The organism is Herbaspirillum rhizosphaerae (assembly GCF_046025915.1).
GTDB lineage: Bacteria > Pseudomonadota > Gammaproteobacteria > Burkholderiales > Burkholderiaceae_D > Herbaspirillum > Herbaspirillum rhizosphaerae_A.
On sequence record NZ_JAQQFR010000013.1, the window covers coordinates 116125 to 133279 of the forward strand.

General features: G+C 57.8%; 12 protein-coding genes. 10 read left to right on the forward strand and 2 right to left on the reverse strand.

All coding sequences use genetic code 11. The features are described 5' to 3' along the window. The first annotated feature begins 78 nt into the window (after window positions 1-78). The 6 genes from PQR63_RS19215 (at window position 79) to trpS (ending at window position 5739) form a co-directional block, all read left to right on the forward strand. On the forward strand, window positions 79-1035 hold the full coding sequence (locus PQR63_RS19215) for a CobD/CbiB family protein (RefSeq protein ID WP_408169562.1): 957 nt from the start codon (window positions 79-81) through the stop codon (window positions 1033-1035). A gap of 177 nt (window positions 1036-1212) precedes the next feature. Then, a complete protein-coding gene (locus PQR63_RS19220; RefSeq protein WP_094564604.1) occupies window positions 1213-1557 on the forward strand; it encodes a DUF3579 domain-containing protein in 345 nt (114 codons plus the stop codon). Window positions 1558-1713: 156 nt separating this feature from the next. Then, a complete protein-coding gene (gene fumC / locus PQR63_RS19225; RefSeq protein WP_408169563.1) occupies window positions 1714-3102 on the forward strand; it encodes a class II fumarate hydratase in 1389 nt (462 codons plus the stop codon). Window positions 3103-3370: 268 nt separating this feature from the next. After that, window positions 3371-3703 (forward strand): hypothetical protein, encoded by a 333-nt coding sequence (locus tag PQR63_RS19230; protein WP_408169564.1) that lies wholly within the window; start codon window positions 3371-3373, stop codon window positions 3701-3703. A gap of 92 nt (window positions 3704-3795) precedes the next feature. After that, the gene (locus PQR63_RS19235) at window positions 3796-4359 is read left to right on the forward strand and encodes a glycine zipper family protein (RefSeq protein WP_408169565.1); all 564 of its coding nucleotides are present in this window, start codon (window positions 3796-3798) and stop codon (window positions 4357-4359) included. Window positions 4360-4683: 324 nt separating this feature from the next. Beyond that, the gene (gene trpS, locus PQR63_RS19240) at window positions 4684-5739 is read left to right on the forward strand and encodes a tryptophan--tRNA ligase (protein ID WP_408169566.1); all 1056 of its coding nucleotides are present in this window, start codon (window positions 4684-4686) and stop codon (window positions 5737-5739) included. Between the two features lie 55 nt (window positions 5740-5794). Here the strand turns inward: trpS and PQR63_RS19245 are convergent, their stop codons facing one another. Beyond that, window positions 5795-7255 (reverse strand): ATP-binding protein, encoded by a 1461-nt coding sequence (locus tag PQR63_RS19245; protein ID WP_408169567.1) that lies wholly within the window; start codon window positions 7253-7255, stop codon window positions 5795-5797. Continuing rightward, the gene (locus tag PQR63_RS19250) at window positions 7252-7980 is read right to left on the reverse strand and encodes a response regulator (protein WP_408169568.1); all 729 of its coding nucleotides are present in this window, start codon (window positions 7978-7980) and stop codon (window positions 7252-7254) included. Before PQR63_RS19250 ends, PQR63_RS19245 begins: the two co-directional genes overlap by 4 nt. A 207-nt stretch (window positions 7981-8187) precedes the next feature. Between PQR63_RS19250 and PQR63_RS19255 the strand changes: the two genes are divergently transcribed. From PQR63_RS19255 to PQR63_RS19270, 4 genes are all read left to right on the forward strand, one after another. Next, the gene (locus tag PQR63_RS19255; RefSeq protein WP_408169569.1) at window positions 8188-8715 is read left to right on the forward strand and encodes a Spy/CpxP family protein refolding chaperone; all 528 of its coding nucleotides are present in this window, start codon (window positions 8188-8190) and stop codon (window positions 8713-8715) included. Window positions 8716-9048: 333 nt separating this feature from the next. Beyond that, entirely contained in the window at window positions 9049-10698 is a 1650-nt protein-coding gene (locus PQR63_RS19260) for an MdtA/MuxA family multidrug efflux RND transporter periplasmic adaptor subunit (protein ID WP_408169570.1), read from the forward strand. A 10-nt stretch (window positions 10699-10708) separates the two neighbouring features. Then, window positions 10709-13876: an MdtB/MuxB family multidrug efflux RND transporter permease subunit gene (locus tag PQR63_RS19265; RefSeq protein ID WP_408169571.1), complete on the forward strand. Its 3168-nt coding sequence runs from the start codon at window positions 10709-10711 to the stop codon at window positions 13874-13876. 28 nt (window positions 13877-13904) lie between these two features. Further along, window positions 13905-17150 carry an efflux RND transporter permease subunit gene (locus tag PQR63_RS19270; RefSeq protein WP_408169572.1) on the forward strand — a complete coding sequence of 1082 codons (3246 nt, stop codon included), beginning with the start codon at window positions 13905-13907 and terminating at the stop codon, window positions 17148-17150. Window positions 17151-17155 lie beyond the last annotated feature (5 nt).

Here is a 17155-nt window from a genome sequence, read left to right on the forward strand (position 1 = left end):
TAACGTGATGCGTCAAAGGCGAGCGTCCGTTCTCCACGCAAGGAAGCTCACAAATAAGACTCACCAAAAGGCGGCTTGATGACATTTCTTTCCATACTCTTTGCGCTCCTGATCGAACAATTGAAGCCGTTGCGGGCGGATAACCCCATCTATGCATGGATCAAGTCCTTCGCGGCTCGCATCGAGAACTGGTTCAATGCCGGTCATGCACATCACGGGCGTCTGGGATGGTTTGTCATGGTGGCGGCATTGACGGTACCCGCTGGCCTGATCTACTGGGTCTGTCTGCGGATCAGCCCGCTGGCGGCATTGGCGTGGAATGTCCTGATTGTCTACATGACATTGGGCTTTCGTCATTACAGCCATTATTTCACTTCGATTCAACTTGCCCTCAATACCGGCGACGAAGTCGCGGCGCGTGCTTTGCTGGCCGAATGGATCAAGCAAGACACCTCCGATATGGACATCACCGAGATTTCCCGTATCGCCGCCGAAAAAGCCTTGGTCACCACACACCGCCATGTATTCGGCGTATTCTTTTGGTTCCTGATGCCGGTTGGTCCGGCTTGCGCGGTGATGTACCGCGTTGCCGAGTATCTGGCGCGCGCATGGAACGAGCCGGATCACATGAAGCAGGAAGTATTCGGTCGCTTTGCCGAACGTGCGTTTTACTGGATTGACTGGATTCCTGCACGTTTCACTGCTTCGGCATTTGCGGTTGTCGGCAATTTTGAAGATGCGATCTACGCCTGGCGCAATTTTGCGGATCGTTGGAAGGACGAAGCGGTCGGCATCATCTTGTCGGCAGGTGGCGGCGCGATGGGCGTGCGTTTCGGCACCCCGGCAGAGTCGGCCTCGGACGTATTGCCGATCGATGCCGCGACGGTAGATTCCACGCTGGAGTCTGCGGATGGCTTCCCTGGTGATCCGCCTTCGCCGCGTACCTTGCAAAGTACAGTGGGCCTGGTATGGCGTGCTCTGCTGCTATGGATGTTCTTGCTTCTGCTCTTGTCCGTGGCAGTCTGGCTGGGCTGATAGAATGTAAAAATGCCTGAAAGACAACTTTCTTTCAGGCATTTCATATTTGAGATATAGGTACATTCAGGCACATTCCAGGTCTTCTATAAGATATAATACTTGGGTTACGAAGGCTCTTTTCCCATCCGGTCGAGAGCTATTTATGTGGCAAGCGCTAGAGAACGAATTGCACGCATGGCTGATCCCATCAATACCACCAACGCGCCGGCACAAGAATTCATCATCATGGGTTTGACCCAGGATGGTAAACAGTTCCGCCCCAGTGACTGGGCCGAACGACTATGCGGCGTCATGTCCTGTTTCCGCCCGGAAGGTACTGGCGGACGCAACGCTCACCTTCAATATTCCCCCTATGTTTTGCCGACCATGATCAACGGTGTCCGTTCGGTCGTCGTCAATGAAGCGCTGCGCGGCCTTGACCCGCTCGCCTATCATTTCGTGCTCAATTTCGCCAAAGACAACAACTTGCAGGTCATCGACGCCTGCCTGCTGCCCGAGAAAAACGCCGGCAAGTCCTAGGACGCATTACCTCAGTTGCTGTTGCCATCGGGCAGGCAATTGAGATAATGCGTTCTAAGTTGTCTCATATCGCTCAAGCTAGCCTGTGGTCGTGCGCCAGAGCCGTACGGGATGTAGCGGTTCTGTCGAACCATATTTCTTGCGGAGAAAAGCATCATGAAACATCGAATGGAGCGTGACACCTTTGGTCTGATCGAGGTCCCCGACGATCGGCTGTGGGGCGCACAGACGCAGCGCTCGCTGCATCATTTCCATATTTCCACCGAACGCATGCCGGCAGAGCTGGTTGTCGCACTGGCGGCAGTCAAGCGCTCCTGTGCTGTCGTCAATCAAGGCCTCGGCAAGCTGGACGCCAAGAAGGGGGCTGCGATTGTCGCTGCTGCTGACGAAGTGATCGCCGGCAAACACCCTCAGGAGTTTCCGCTGTCGATCTGGCAGACCGGCTCAGGCACGCAAAGCAACATGAACATGAACGAAGTGCTGGCCAACCGCGCTTCAGAATTGCTGGGCGGCATGCGTGGCGAAGAGCGTCTCGTCCATCCGAATGACGACGTCAATCAAAGCCAGTCCTCCAACGACATTTTCCCGACCGCGATGCACGTGGCATCCTGCATGGCTGTGGCGACGCATCTGATCCCGATGTTGCACAAGTTGCGCGCGACGCTGGAAAAGAAATCCGAAGAATTCAAGGACATCGTCAAGATCGGCCGTACGCATTTGCAAGACGCTACGCCATTGACCTTGGGTCAGGAGTTCTCGGGTTATGTCGCGCAGCTTACGCATGCAGAAATGGCGATCATTTCCACTCTCAATGCGCTCAGTGAACTGGCTGCCGGCGGCACCGCCGTCGGTACCGGCCTCAATGCCCATCCGGAGTTCGGTATGCGCGTTGCTGCAGAGCTGGAAACGCATTACGGCTTCCCGTTCAAAACAGCGCCGAACAAGTTTGCTGCGCTGGCCAGCCACGATGCGATGGTGTCTGCACACGGTGCTCTGAAAACGCTCGCTGCCGCGTTGATGAAGATCGCCAACGATGTCCGCTGGCTGGCTTCCGGTCCGCGCTCAGGTCTGGGTGAATTGACGATTCCAGAAAATGAACCAGGCAGCTCCATCATGCCTGGCAAGGTTAATCCGACTCAATGCGAAGCGCTCACCATGCTCTGCGCGCAAGTGTTCGGCAACGACGTGGCGATCAACTTCGGCGGTGCGTCCGGTAATTTCGAGCTGAACGTCTACAAGCCGCTGATCGTGCATAACTTCCTGCAAAGCGTGCGTTTGCTGGCAGACGGCATGGACAGCTTTGATGAGCATTGCGCGCAAGGCATTGAAGCCAATCGCGATCGCATCGCCGATCTCATGGAGCGTTCACTGATGCTGGTGACGGCTCTGGCGCCGCATATCGGCTACGACAAGGCCGCCAAGATCGCCAAACAGGCGCATCACGACGGCACCACGTTGAAGCAGGCTGCATTAGCGCTCGGTTATGTCACCGAAGAGCAATTCGCACAGTGGATCAAGCCGGAAGAGATGACCGGCCCGAAGTAAAAAAATGATGAAAACAAACTTGGTTTGGTGAGCTTGTTACCAAAGTTTTCCGTTTGTCCGACAGCGCCGCTTCCAAGGAAGCGGCGCTGTCGTTTCGATTGCTCGTAAAGCCGCTTGTAGGCGGCTTTGTAGCGCCATGTACAGTATTCTTAAATTGGGTTACGAATTGAAACAAAGCCGTAAAAACGTTGCCGTTTTGAGTATATTGAATGCAGAGGGATGGCGCGTGCCGTCCCCGTCAGATCTCCGTGAAATATTCGAGGCGAATATGAAGAAAGCAGCTTTGTTGGGATTGTTTGCGCTGGGTTGCATGATGGCAAGTGGAGCCAGCTCTGCGCACACCCGTTTCGGTGTTTATATCGGCGGGCCGCTGTGGATTCCGCCGCCCGCTTACTATCCAGCGCCGGTTTATTATCCACCGCCAGTCTATGTTGAACGTCAGGCACCGCCTGTGTATATCGAGCAAAGCCCGGCACCCGAAAACTACTGGTACTACTGCCAGGAATCCAAAGGCTACTACCCCTACGTTCAAAGCTGCCCCAGCAACTGGATGAAGGTGGTGCCGAACGGCCCAGGCGGCAATCAGCCTCCACCGCAATAAGAATCCTAATTAGCGCGCAACGACGCCATGCCATCCATTGCAATCAGCATGAGCGTCGCATTCGCCGGGTAGTTATTTTCGAGGACAAGATCGTGAAACCAATTTACAAGACAACAGGTGCTGTATCGGCTGTCGCCGTATTGCTGGCACTGGGCGGATGCGTGAGCGTACCGACCGGACCGTCAGTAATGGCGATGCCGGGTAAGGGCAAGCCGTACGAGCAGTTTCGTGCCGATCAGTCGCAATGCCAGCAATATGCGCAGGAAGCCATCGGCGGCGCCGCGCAAGCGACGCAAAACAATACGGTCAATAGTGCAGCGGCAGGTACGGCAATTGGTGCTGTGGCAGGGGCACTGATCGGTGCGGCATCCGGCAATGCGGGAGCAGGCGCTGCCATCGGCGCCGGCGGTGGCTTGCTGGTCGGTAGTGCAGCCGGTAGCAATGCTGCGGCAGGCGGCAACTATTCGATGCAGCAACGCTACGATATGACCTACAGCCAATGCATGTACAGCAAGGGCAACCAGATCCAGACGCAGGCGCAGACTACGGTCTACACCTATCATCCACGTCGTTACTACTATTCGGCTCCTCCGCCGCCTCCGGGATATTACGGCCCGCCACCGGGTTACTACGGTCCACCGCCGGGCGCGTATTAACACTGGCAGGTTGGTCCGACAAAACCGCATTGTGTGCATCGCGCATGCAATGCGGTTTTTTATTTTGGAAAGAGCGGCAGGGCACGTTCACCCCGTTGCAATGCAGCACAGGCGCGGATCTTGGTGATATACTCGCCCGATGCAATACCGAATCCCACAAATTCCCTTTACGCAAATCCAGCATTGGTGGCGCACCTGATCGAGGTGGCCCGCTTTTGCACAGCTTTGCAGTACAGCTTTTGTTAATGTGATGCCGCCAGTCTTGGCGGCATTATTTTTTGCTGTTCGACTGACTGGCGACATTCTGAAATTTCCGGAGTGACCATGTCTTTGAATGTTTCGCCAGCATCTGAGTCTTCTACCCTTTCTACACCTAGCAAGAAACCTATCGTATTGACGGGCGACCGGCCTACCGGTCCGCTGCATCTGGGGCACTACATCGGCTCGCTCAAATCGCGCGTGCAATTGCAGCATGAAGCGAGCCAGTTTCTCTTGCTGGCCGATACGCAGGCAATGACCGATAACGTCGGCCGCCACCAGAAGGTTACCGACAACGTCCTCGAAGTTGCGCTCGATTATCTGGCGGTAGGTATCGATCCGGAAAAATCCACCATATTCATCCAGTCCCAGGTCTATGAGTTGTACGAGCTGTCGATGCATCTGCTGAATCTGGTAACGGTGTCGCGTCTTGAGCGTAATCCCACCATCAAGGAGGAGATTCGCCTGCGCGGCTTCGAGCGCGATATTCCGGCCGGTTTCCTGACCTATCCGGTCAGCCAGGCCGCCGATATCACCGCCTTCAAGGCCAATCTGGTGCCGGTCGGTAACGACCAGTTGCCGATGATCGAGCAAACCAACGAACTGGTGCGCCGCTTCAACCATGTCGTCGGCAAGGAAATCCTGGTGGAATGCAAAGAAGTTTTGTCTGAAACAGGACGCCTGCCGGGTATCGACGGCAAGGCCAAGATGAGCAAGTCGCTCGGTAACTCGATTGCACTCGGCGCCACGCCCGATGAAATCAAGCAAGCCGTACAACGCATGTACACCGATGCGAATCACTTGCGCGTGGACGATCCGGGGCAGGTCGAAGGCAACGTCGTGTTCGACTTCCTCGACGCCTTCGAACCGGATCGCGTTGCGCTGGAAGAGTTGAAGCAGCACTATCGTCGCGGCGGTCTTGGCGACAGCGTGCTCAAACGTCGTCTGGATGGCCACCTGCAAGCCTTGCTGGAGCCTATCCGTACACGCCGTCAGGAATGGGAAAAAGAGCGCGGTGAAGTGCAAGAGATCTTGCGTCGCGGCACCGAGCGCGCTCGCGCTGTTGCGGCACAGACTGTATCCGAAGTACGTGGTGCGCTGGGTCTGAACTACTTCTTCTGATCCGGCTTTTCAAGGCGCGCCGTTCTGGCGCGCCTTACCTGCTCAACACCATTCTTCAGTTCTGAGCCGGTTTGTCCGGTTTATCCTGTTTGTTGCGGACTTTGCCGCCGCCCTGCTTGAGTGGCAGCGACAGCAATACTTCCAGGCCGCCGTTGCGATAATTGCGCAGGTTCAGCAGGGCGCCGTGGTTCTCGGCGATATTGCGTGCAATTGTCAGTCCCAGGCCGGTACCGCCGGTATCGCGCGACCGCGACGTTTCCAGCCGATAGAAGGGATCGAACACTGCTTCCAACTGGTCTTCAGGAATCCCCGGGCCATAGTCGCGGATACAGATCAGCACACGATTGGGCAGCAAATCGTCCAGCGCAATCGTTACATCTGCACGTTGGCCGTACTTGAAGGCGTTGTCGAGCAAGTTGGTCAGGCAGCGGCGCAGGGCGTTCGGCTGGGCAACGATAAAGGCGCGTGTGCTACCGGTCAGCGTAACTGGCTGGCCGGCATCGGATGCATCGGCGCAAACGCTATCGAGCAAAGAGTCAATGTCGAGACGCTGCATCGCTTCGGACGAATCCATACTGCGCGCCAGATCAAGTCCTTCGCGAACCATGCCCTGCATCACGGCGAGGTCGTCGATCAGTTTTTGCTGCAGTTCGTGATCGCTGACTTTTTCCAGGCGCAAACGCAGGCGTGTCAGTGGCGTTTGCAGATCATGCGTGATGGCCGCCAGCATGTGCGTACGATGCTGGATCTGGCGGCGAATTCGCGCTTGCATCGCATTGAATGCTGTGGCTGCGAGTCGGATTTCGGTAGGGCCTTTTTCAGCGAGTGGTGGATGATCGATATCGCGACCCAGTTCGACGGCCGCACTGGCCAATTGCTTGATCGGACGTGCCGTCATGCGTGCCACCACATAGGCCAGCATCGCAATGAGTACAAGGAACAGCAGGATATACGGGGTGCCGCTGAAAGAACCCATATCGCCACCGCGGCCGCGCCATGTCGGCGCTTCGCCGGGAATATGCAGTCGCAGACGCAGCAGCGCTTTGTCCTGCAAGCTCACATAAATGACACGGCAGGTTTCCATGCGTGGCTTGCCTGGAGGAGGAGAGGGAGGGGGCGGCAGATTCTTGCGCGGTGGACGTGGCGTGCAGTCGCTCTCGCGTTGCACCACGATCTGACGGTCGGCACCCAGACGTGCCTTCAGGATATCGGCCATTGGGCTGGCGCTCGGGCGAACCGTATCGCCGATGCTATCGACAACCGCTGCTTCAAAACCAAAACTTCCCGCCGCTTGCAAGACGTTGCGGCGGGCCTCCGGACTGATCTCGTCCAGCGCCTGTACAAATTGCTCCACGCGTTCCGCAACGTGCTGGTAGCGGATTTCCTTGAGGGTATTGCGGCGTTCGTTGGAAGCCAGCCAGGTTGTGGTCACCGTAGCGACCACGATCCCTGCCAGCAGGATCACAAAGACCCGGTTGGCCATCGAGCTAAAAAACGAACTGAAGATCTTTTTCATTCAGGGGTTTCCATAGTGACGGTTGTCGCCAGCACATAGCCTTCGTTACGAATCGTTTTAATGATGGTCGGCGTCCTGGCGTCGTCGCCCAGCTTCTGACGCAGGCGGCTGATCTGAATATCGACGGAACGATCGAAGGGATCGGCTTCGCGACCTTGGGTCAATTCCAGTAACTGGTCGCGATTGAGAATCCGGTTGGGATGGTCAAGAAATACCTTGAGCATGCGGAACTCGGCACCCGACAACGCCACAACCACGCCGTCGCTGCTCAACAGGTGGCGCGCCGTCAGATCCAGCGTCCAGCCGGAAAAGTGCATGGCCTTCGCCTCGGAGCGGCTCATGTTGGGCGGTAATGCCTGGGTACGACGCAGCACGCTGCGTATGCGTGCGAACAACTCTCGTGGCTCAAACGGCTTGGCAAGATAATCGTCCGCGCCCATTTCCAGGCCAAGGATGCGATCCAGCGGCTCGCCGCGCGCGGTCAGCATGATCACCGGTACGTTCGATTGCGAGCGCAGGTTGCGGCAAAGCGTCAGGCCGTCTTCGCCCGGCAGCGTCAGGTCGAGCACGATCAGGTCGACCCGCGACTCTTCCAGCACCTTGCGCATGTCGGCGCCATTGGTGGCAGTCAGCGTGCGAAAACCATTGGCGTCGAGATATTCCGCCAGCAAGGTGCGGATCTCGCGGTCGTCATCGACCACCAAAATGTGAGAATTTGTATCCATGGCGACCATTATGACAATTCCTGTAAAGAGGGCGACGCTGAATTGTATATTGGGATAACAGGGAGGCCACCAGACATAGAGCGAAACAAAGCCGCCTTTCCCATATACAAAACGATACAAATCGTGCAACACGGGAAAGATCGCGGTTACACCTGGAGAGTTAAATATGAAGCGTGCAGAAAGCACTCTCACGAAAGGAAACACACTATGTTCAATCTGAAAAAACACCTGATGATCGGCGTCGTCGCCGCAGGTATCGGTCTGACAGCCATGTCCTCGTTCGCGCAAATGCCGCCAGCCGATGGCAATGGCCCAGGCCCAGCCGGACGCCATGCCCCGACCGCCGACCAGATCGCCAAATTCGAGCAGCACCGCGCCAAGCGCCAGGCCCAATTGCACGACAAGCTGAAGATCACCGCAGCGCAAGAAGGCGCCTGGAAGACATTCACCGACAAGACCACGCCGGTGCGTCCGGCCACGCCGCCGGCACGTCCAAGCAAGGATGAATGGAACAAGCTGACCACGCCGGAACGCCTGGACCGTCATCTGGAGATGATGAAGAAAATGGAGGCGCACATGACGGACCGTATCGCCGCGACCAAGGAGTTCTATGCCGTTCTGTCGCCTGAACAGCAAAAAACCTTTGATCAGGAATTCCGCAAGATGGAAGAACACCGCTTCAAACACGGCCGTTTTGGCCGTGAACACGGCGATGATCACGCTCCAAAGAAATAAGATTCTTTTGTAATCAAGGCCTTGCGCACATTTTCATGCGCAAGGCCTTTTGGTTTTTAGAATGTTTTTCGCTTTGCAGCGATGAACATTTCCGGTATTTCATCATCGTATCGTCATGCTTCTGGACCATAATATCGAGTTGGCTTTTTCAGCCTCTTTGCTGGGAGTCATTTCGGGCCTGACTTGGGTCTGATTGCAGCCGATGATCCCGTAACTGACGACGAGTGCATTTTGTGAACACCTGCTATCTGTGCCGAGGCAGAAGGCTGCCTTAGCAATGCAGATGTTCATGAAATGTCTTGATTAAAACTAATCCGTTCCCTGTCTTCCAAGATGACTACCACACCAACTCCCGATAACAAGCAAACGCCATCGTCCTCTTCTTCTGCCGGCAAACCGGGCTTGCTCAGGCGCTGGTGGTTCTGGATCCTGCTGGTGGTGTTGGCTGGAGGTGGTTATTCCTATTGGAGCCACAAGCGTGCGGCGACAGCCGAACAAGCCCAGGGCGGTGCCGGTGGGGCTGGCGGCGGTCAGCGCGGCTCCGGCGGCAAGCGCGGTGCCGGTGGTGCAGGCGGTCCCGGCGGTTTTGGCACCATGGGTTTGTCGCCGGTGGGTGTGGCACTGACCAAGACAGCTGACGTCAACATTTATCTGACCGGTCTGGGCGGTGTTACGCCGACGGCAACAGCAACGGTGCGCAGCCGCGTTGACGGCCAGTTGATGAAGCTGCATTTCAAAGAAGGCCAATTGGTCAAGCAGGGCGACCTGCTGGCAGAACTCGATGCACGTCCTTACGAAGTGGCCGTCACCCAGGCCGAAGGCCAATTGGCGCGGGACCAGGCTTTGCTCAATGCGGCCCAGCTCGACCTCAAACGCTATCGCACGCTGCTGGCGCAAGACTCCATCGCCAGCCAACAAGTCGATACTCAGGCAGCACTGGTCAAGCAATACGAAGGCACGGTCAAGTCTGATCAAGGCAATCTTGCCAGCGCGCGCTTGCAACTGACTTATTCGCGCGTGACTGCGCCGGTCAGCGGCCGTACCGGTCTGCGCCAGGTCGATATCGGCAACATCGTCCATTCCAGCGACACCAGCGGCATCGTCATCATCACGCAAGTGCAGCCGATCACAGCGATCTTCAGCATTCCGGAAGACAACATCCCGGCCGTCATGAAGCAGTTGCAAGCGGGCAAAAAACTCGCCACCGATGCCTGGGATCGTGAGCAGAAAAACAAACTTGCCAGCGGCACCTTGCTGACCATCGATAATCAGGTGGATGCGACTACGGGCACCGTCAAGCTCAAGGCGCAATTCCCGAATACCGACTTTGCGCTGTTCCCGAATCAGTTCGTCAATATTCGCATGCTGCTGGATACTCGCCAGGGCGCGACAGTGATCCCGAGTGCGGCAATCCAACGTGGCTCCAAGGGCCTGTTCGTCTATGTCGTCAAGCAAGACAACACCGTCACGGTACGTAATATCAAGACTGGCCCGACCGAAGGCGACGTGACTGCTGTTGAAGACGGCGTCGCTTCCGGTGAAACCGTGGTGGTGGATGGTATTGATCGTCTGCGCGAAGGCGCTAAGGTCGAGCCCGTCATGCGCGGCGGTGCCGACGATCCTGCCAACAAGCTGACTGAAAAAGCCGGTCCGCGCCGTCACAAGCGTGATGGTGCCGCGGGTGCAGGCGCAGGTTCAGGAGCCCCTGCAGCAGGAGCATCAACCGCACAAGGTGAGCAAGGCGGGCAGGGCGGTCAGAACATGACACCGGAAGAACGTCAAAAACGCTGGGCCGAGATCAATAAGCGCATCGACGCCGGCGAGTTCGGCGAAGAGATCAAGAAGCTGCCCGAAGACCAACGCCGTCAACGCATGATGGAAATGCGCCGCCAGCAGCGCGCCAATGGCGGCGATTCCGCTACAGCAGGTGCACCCGCGACCACAGGTGCGCCTGCAGCAGGCAACGCCAATGCAAACAAATAAAGGCTGAAGCATGAATCCTTCACGCCTGTTTATTCTCCGGCCGGTCGCCACGTCGCTGCTGATGCTGGCGATTCTGCTGGCCGGTATCGTGGCCTACAAGCAGTTGCCGTTGTCGGCGCTGCCGGAAGTCGACTACCCGACCATCCAGGTCGTTACGCTCTATCCCGGCGCCAGCCCCGACGTGATGACGTCTTCGGTGACCGCACCGCTGGAGCGCCAGTTCGGCCAGATGCCGGGCCTCAACCAGATGTCGTCGACCAGTTCGGGCGGCGCATCGGTGATCACGCTGCAGTTCAACCTCGATCTCAGTCTCGATATCGCCGAGCAAGAAGTGCAGGCCGCGATCAACGCCGGCGGCAACCTGTTGCCATCGGACTTGCCGGCGCCGCCGATTTACAGCAAGGTCAATCCCGCCGATACCCCTATCCTGACGCTGGCGGTGACGTCCAAAACCATACCGCTGCCCAAGGTGCAGGATCTGATCGACACGCGTCTGGCGCAAAAGATTTCGCAGCTCTCCGGCGTTGGCCTGGTGAGTTTGTCGGGCGGGCAACGTCCTGCCGTTCGCATGCAATTGAATCCCCGCGCGATCGCCTCGTTGGGCATGAACCTGGACGACATTCGCACTGCCATCGGCAATGCCAACGTCAATCAGGCCAAGGGTAGTTTCGATGGGCCGACGCGTGCGTCGACTATTGACGCCAACGACCAGTTGAAGTCCGCCGACGAATATCGCAATCTCATCATCGGCTACAAGAATGGTGCGCCGATTCGCGTATCCGATGTGGCCGACGTGGTCGACGGTGCTGAAAACGTTCGTCTCGGCGCCTGGGCCAATGAATCCGCAGCGGTGATCGTCAACATTCAGCGCCAGCCTGGCGCCAACGTGATCGCCGTGGTCGACAGCATCAAGAAAATTCTGCCGACCTTGCAATCCAGCTTGCCGGGTGCTATCGATGTGCAGATTCTGACTGACCGCACCACGACCATTCGCGCGTCGGTAGACGACGTCAAATTCGAATTGTTGTTGTCGATCGTGCTGGTGGTGATGGTGATCTTTGTCTTCCTGCGCAATATCCCGGCGACGATCATTCCGAGTGTGGCGGTGCCGCTGTCGCTGGTTGGCACCTTCGGCATCATGTATGTGGCCGGCTTCTCGATCAACAACCTCACGCTGATGGCGTTGACGATTGCCACCGGCTTCGTGGTCGACGATGCGATCGTCATGATCGAAAACATTTCACGTTATATCGAAGAAGGCATGGAGCCTTTGCAAGCCGCATTGAAGGGCGCGCAGCAAATTGGTTTCACCATCATTTCCCTGACGTTTTCTCTCATTGCGGTGCTGATCCCGCTGCTGTTCATGGGTGACGTGGTGGGGCGCCTGTTCCACGAATTTGCCGTCACGCTGGCAGTGGCGATCCTGATTTCTGCTGTCGTATCGCTGACGCTGACGCCGATGATGTGCGCGCGCCTGCTGCATCATGTGCCGGAAGAAAAGCAGGGCTGGTTCTATCACAAGAGCGGCGCCTTCTTTGATCGCATCATTGCGCGCTACGGTGTCATGCTGGAATGGGTGCTCAATCGCCAGCGCTCCACGCTGCTGGTGGCGCTTGGTACGCTGGCGCTGACCGTGATTCTGTATATCTATGTGCCCAAGGGGTTCTTCCCGGTGCAGGATACGGGTGTGATCCAGGGGATTTCCGAGGCTACGCAATCTGTCTCCTTCGGCGCCATGGCCGAGCGCCAGCAGCAATTGGCAAAGGTCGTGCTGGAAGATCCTGCGGTCGACAGCCTGTCGTCCTTCATCGGTGTCGACGGCATCAATGCGACTCTCAACAGCGGCCGCATGCTGATCAACCTCAAGCCGCACGCAGAACGCGACATCAGCGCCAGCGACATCATCCGCCGCCTGCAACCCCGGTTGGCTGAAAAAGTCCCCGGCATCACGCTGTACATGCAACCGGTGCAAGACCTGACCATCGAAGACAGCGTCAGCCGCACGCAATACCAGTTCACGCTGGAAGACGCCGATGCCGCCGAACTCAGCACCTGGGTGCCGAAGCTGATTGACCGCCTGCGTCAGTTGCCTGAGCTGGCCGACGTTGCAAGCAATATGCAGGATCAGGGTTTGCAGGCCTATGTCGAGATTGACCGTGACGCCGCTTCGCGCATGGGCATCACAACGGCAGCGATCGACAACGCCTTGTACAACGCTTTCGGTCAGCGCCTGATCTCGACGATCTACACGCAATCGAATCAGTATCGCGTGGTGATGGAGGTCAAGCCGGAATTCCAAAAAGGCCCGGACGCTCTCAACAGCATTTTCCTGGTCGCCTCCAACGGCAACCAGATTCCGCTGGCAAGCATCGCCAAGGTGACCGAACGTACCGCACCGCTGGTCGTCAATCACCTCGGCCAGTTCCCGGCGACGACGGTGTCGTTCAATCTCGCCGCAGGCGCTTCGCTGGGTGAAGCTGTCAAGGTCATTACCGCTGCCGAGAAAGAGATCAATCTGCCGGCCAGTATTTCCACCAACTTCCAGGGCGCGGCGCTGGCCTTCCAGGCTTCGCTGTCGAATACGCTGTGGCTGATTCTGGCGGCGATCGTCACCATGTACATCGTGCTCGGCGTGCTGTACGAAAGCTATATCCATCCGATCACGATCTTGTCGACTTTGCCGTCGGCGGGCGTCGGGGCGTTGTTGTCGCTGATGATTTCGCGCAACGACCTTGGCATCATCGGCATCATCGGCATCATCTTGCTGATCGGTATCGTCAAGAAAAACGCGATCATGATGATCGACTTCGCGCTCGAAGCGGAACGCAACGAAGGCAAGTCGCCGCGTGAGGCAATTTATCAGGCTTGTCTGCTGCGCTTCCGTCCGATCCTGATGACGACCATGGCAGCTTTGCTCGGCGCGTTGCCGCTGATGCTGGGCAGCGGTGTCGGTTCAGAACTGCGCCAGCCGCTGGGCATCACGATGGTGGGCGGTTTGCTGGTGTCGCAGGTGCTGACGCTGTTCACCACGCCGGTGATCTATCTGGGCTTCGACAGTCTGGCCAAGCGCATGCGCAAGCGTTTCGGCAAGGACAAGCCCAACGATGCAGGCGACCTCGATGATGATGCACCATCAGCAATGGTGCCGCCATCTTCACCACCTTCGCTGCATCCGTGATCCCGGCGCTGAAACAACATAAGACAGCATGAATATTTCGCGTCCCTTTATTGAACGGCCCATCGCCACCACCTTGCTGACCATCGGCATCGCGCTGGCGGGGATGGTAGCGTTCCGGTTGTTGCCGGTGTCGCCGCTGCCGCAGGTCGACTATCCGACAATTTCCGTCTCCGCCTCGATGCCAGGCGCCAGTCCGGAAACCATGGCGGCCACCATCGCGACACCACTGGAGCGGGCGCTGGGCGCCATCGCCGGCGTTACTGAGATGACGTCGTCGAGCTCGCTGAACTCGACCCGGATCACGCTGCAGTTCGATCTCACCCGAGACATCGATGGCGCCGCGCGCGACGTACAGGCGGCGTTGAATGCTGCACGCAACCTGCTGCCGTCCGGCATGCCTAGCAATCCGAGTTATCGCAAGGTCAATCCTGCGGATGCGCCTATCCTGATCCTGGCGTTGACGTCCGACACCATGACGCAAGGGCAGATGTACGATGCGGCCGACAGCATCCTGGCGCAGAAGCTGTCACAAGTACGCGGCGTCGGGCAGGTCAGCGTTGGCGGCAGCTCGCAGCCGGCGGTACGCATAGAGCTCAACCCCAGTGCGCTCAACAAATACGGCATCGGTTCGGCAGACGTGCGCACGGCTGTTGCCGCCACCAACGCCAATCGGCCCAAGGGCATTGTCGAAGACGGCGATCGCAACTGGCAGATCTATGCCAACGACCAGGCCAAGACCGCCGCCGAATATGCTCCGCTGATCGTTTCGTATCGCAATGGCTCACCGGTGCGCGTGCGCGATGTGGCCGAAGTCAAGGATTCGGTCGCAGATCTGCGCAACGCCGGATCGGCCAATGGCAAGCCATCGGTGCTGCTGATTCTCAACCGTCAGCCGGGCGCCAACATCATCGAAACCGTTGATTCTGTCATGGCCTTGTTGCCGCAGTTGCGTGCATCGATTCCGCACGCGATCAACCTCGAGGTGATGATGGATCGCACCCCGACCATCCGCGCCTCGCTCAAGGACACTGAGAAGACACTATTGATGTCGATCGCGCTGGTGATCATGGTGGTGTTCATCTTCCTGCGCAACGGCCGGGCGACGCTGATTCCAAGCGTGGCAGTGCCGGTATCGCTGATCGGCACCTTCGGCGTGATGTATCTGCTGGGCTACAGCCTGGATAATCTGTCGCTGATGGCATTGACGATTGCCACCGGTTTCGTGGTCGACGATGCGATCGTTGTGCTGGAAAATATCTCGCGCCATATCGAACAGGGGATGAAGCCGGTCAAGGCGGCGTTGATCGGCGCACGTGAAGTTGGGTTCACTGTCTTGTCGATGAGCATTTCGCTGATAGCGGTGTTCATTCCGATTCTGATGATGGGCGGCATTGTCGGCCGCTTGTTCCGCGAATTTGCGGTAACGCTGTCGGTGGCCATTCTGGTTTCGCTGCTGGTGTCGCTGACGACCACGCCGATGATGTGCGCCATGTTGCTCAAACGCGAGAGTGAGCAAGAACGCAAACCGGGGAAGTTTTTCTCTGCCGTGGAGCGGCTGTTCGACAGCATGCTGCGTGGTTATGAGCGCTCGCTGACGTGGGCGCTGCGCTTCTCGCCGCTGATGATCATCATCCTGTTTGCGACGATCGCGCTCAATGTCTATCTATACGTGATCGTACCCAAGGGCTTCTTCCCGCAACAGGATACCGGCCGGCTGATCGGCGGCATTCGCGGCGACCAGTCGATTTCGTTCCAGGCGATGCGCATCAAGCTCAATGAGTTCATCGAGATCGTGCGTCAGGATCCGGCGGTCGATAACGTCACTGCCTTCACTGGCGGCGGAAGGCGTAACGGTGGCAGCATGTACGTCGCGCTCAAGCCCTTGTCCGAGCGCAAGATTTCGGCCGACAAGGTGATTGCCCGTCTGCGCGCCAAACTGGCGCACGTGGCCGGCGCCAACGTCTTCCTCCAGGCGGCACAGGACATCCGTGTCGGCGCACGCCAAAGCGATTCGCAATACGAATTCACACTGCAATCAGATGATCTGGAGGCGCTGCGTGTGTGGGAGCCGAAGATACGTCTGGCGTTCTCCAATATCCCACAACTGGAAGACGTCACCACCGACCAGCAGGACAAAGGTTTGCAGACCACGCTGACGATCGACCGTGAAACAGCCATTCGCAGCGGTGTTACACCACAATTGATTGACGCCAGCTTGAGCGACCTGTTCGGGCAGCGGCAAATTTCCACTATCTATAGCGGCATGAACCAGTACCACGTGGTGATGGAAGCAGCGCCGCAGTATTGGCAAAGTCCGGAAATCCTGAACAGCACCTACGTCAGCCTGCCCAACAGCACTGCCAATCTGTCGCCGACCACTTCAGCGCTGGGTACGCCGCCGGCGTTGACGGCAGGTGGCAAGCTGAACTCCAACTCGTCGCTGGCCTTGACGCTGTCGACCGCCGCGTCGAAGCAGGTGCCGCTGACGTCGTTCTCGCGTTTCGCGCCAACAACCACCGCGTTGAGCGTCAGTCACGAGGGCCAGTTCATCGCCTCGACGATATCTTTCAATCTGGCTGAAGGCGTGTCGCTGTCGCAAGCCACGACCGTCATCAACGACACGCTGGCGCGCCTTGGGGTGCCGACGTCCGTGCATGGCGCGTTTGCCGGTACCGCCAATGCTTTCCAGTCGTCGATGGGCAGCCAGCCTTTGCTGATTCTGACGGCCTTGCTGGCGGTGTATATCGTGCTCGGCATTCTGTATGAAAGCCTGGTGCATCCGATCACCATTCTCTCGACCTTGCCATCGGCGGGTGTCGGCGCGCTGCTGGCCTTGCTGGCAACCGGGACGGACTTTAGTCTGATTGCGTTGATCGGCGTGATCCTGCTGATCGGTATTGTTAAAAAGAACGCCATCATGATGATCGACTTTGCCTTGCAGGCGGAACGTACCCGCGGCCTGTCGCCGCGCGAAGCAATCTTCGAGGCGTGCAGCCTGCGCTTCCGCCCGATCATGATGACGACGATGGCCGCGCTCCTGGGGGCTGTGCCGTTGGCGCTGGGTACCGGTGACGGTGCCGAGTTGCGCCAGCCGCTGGGTATTTCGATCGTCGGCGGTCTGATCGTCAGCCAGATGCTGACGCTGTACACCACGCCAGTCGTCTATTTGTACATGGAGCGTTTCCGTCTGTGGAGCAAGGGATTGTTCGAACGCAAGACGGCGCGAGTAAATTCGGCAAATTCGGCAAATTCGACGAGTTCGGGCGCAGCTTAAGCAGA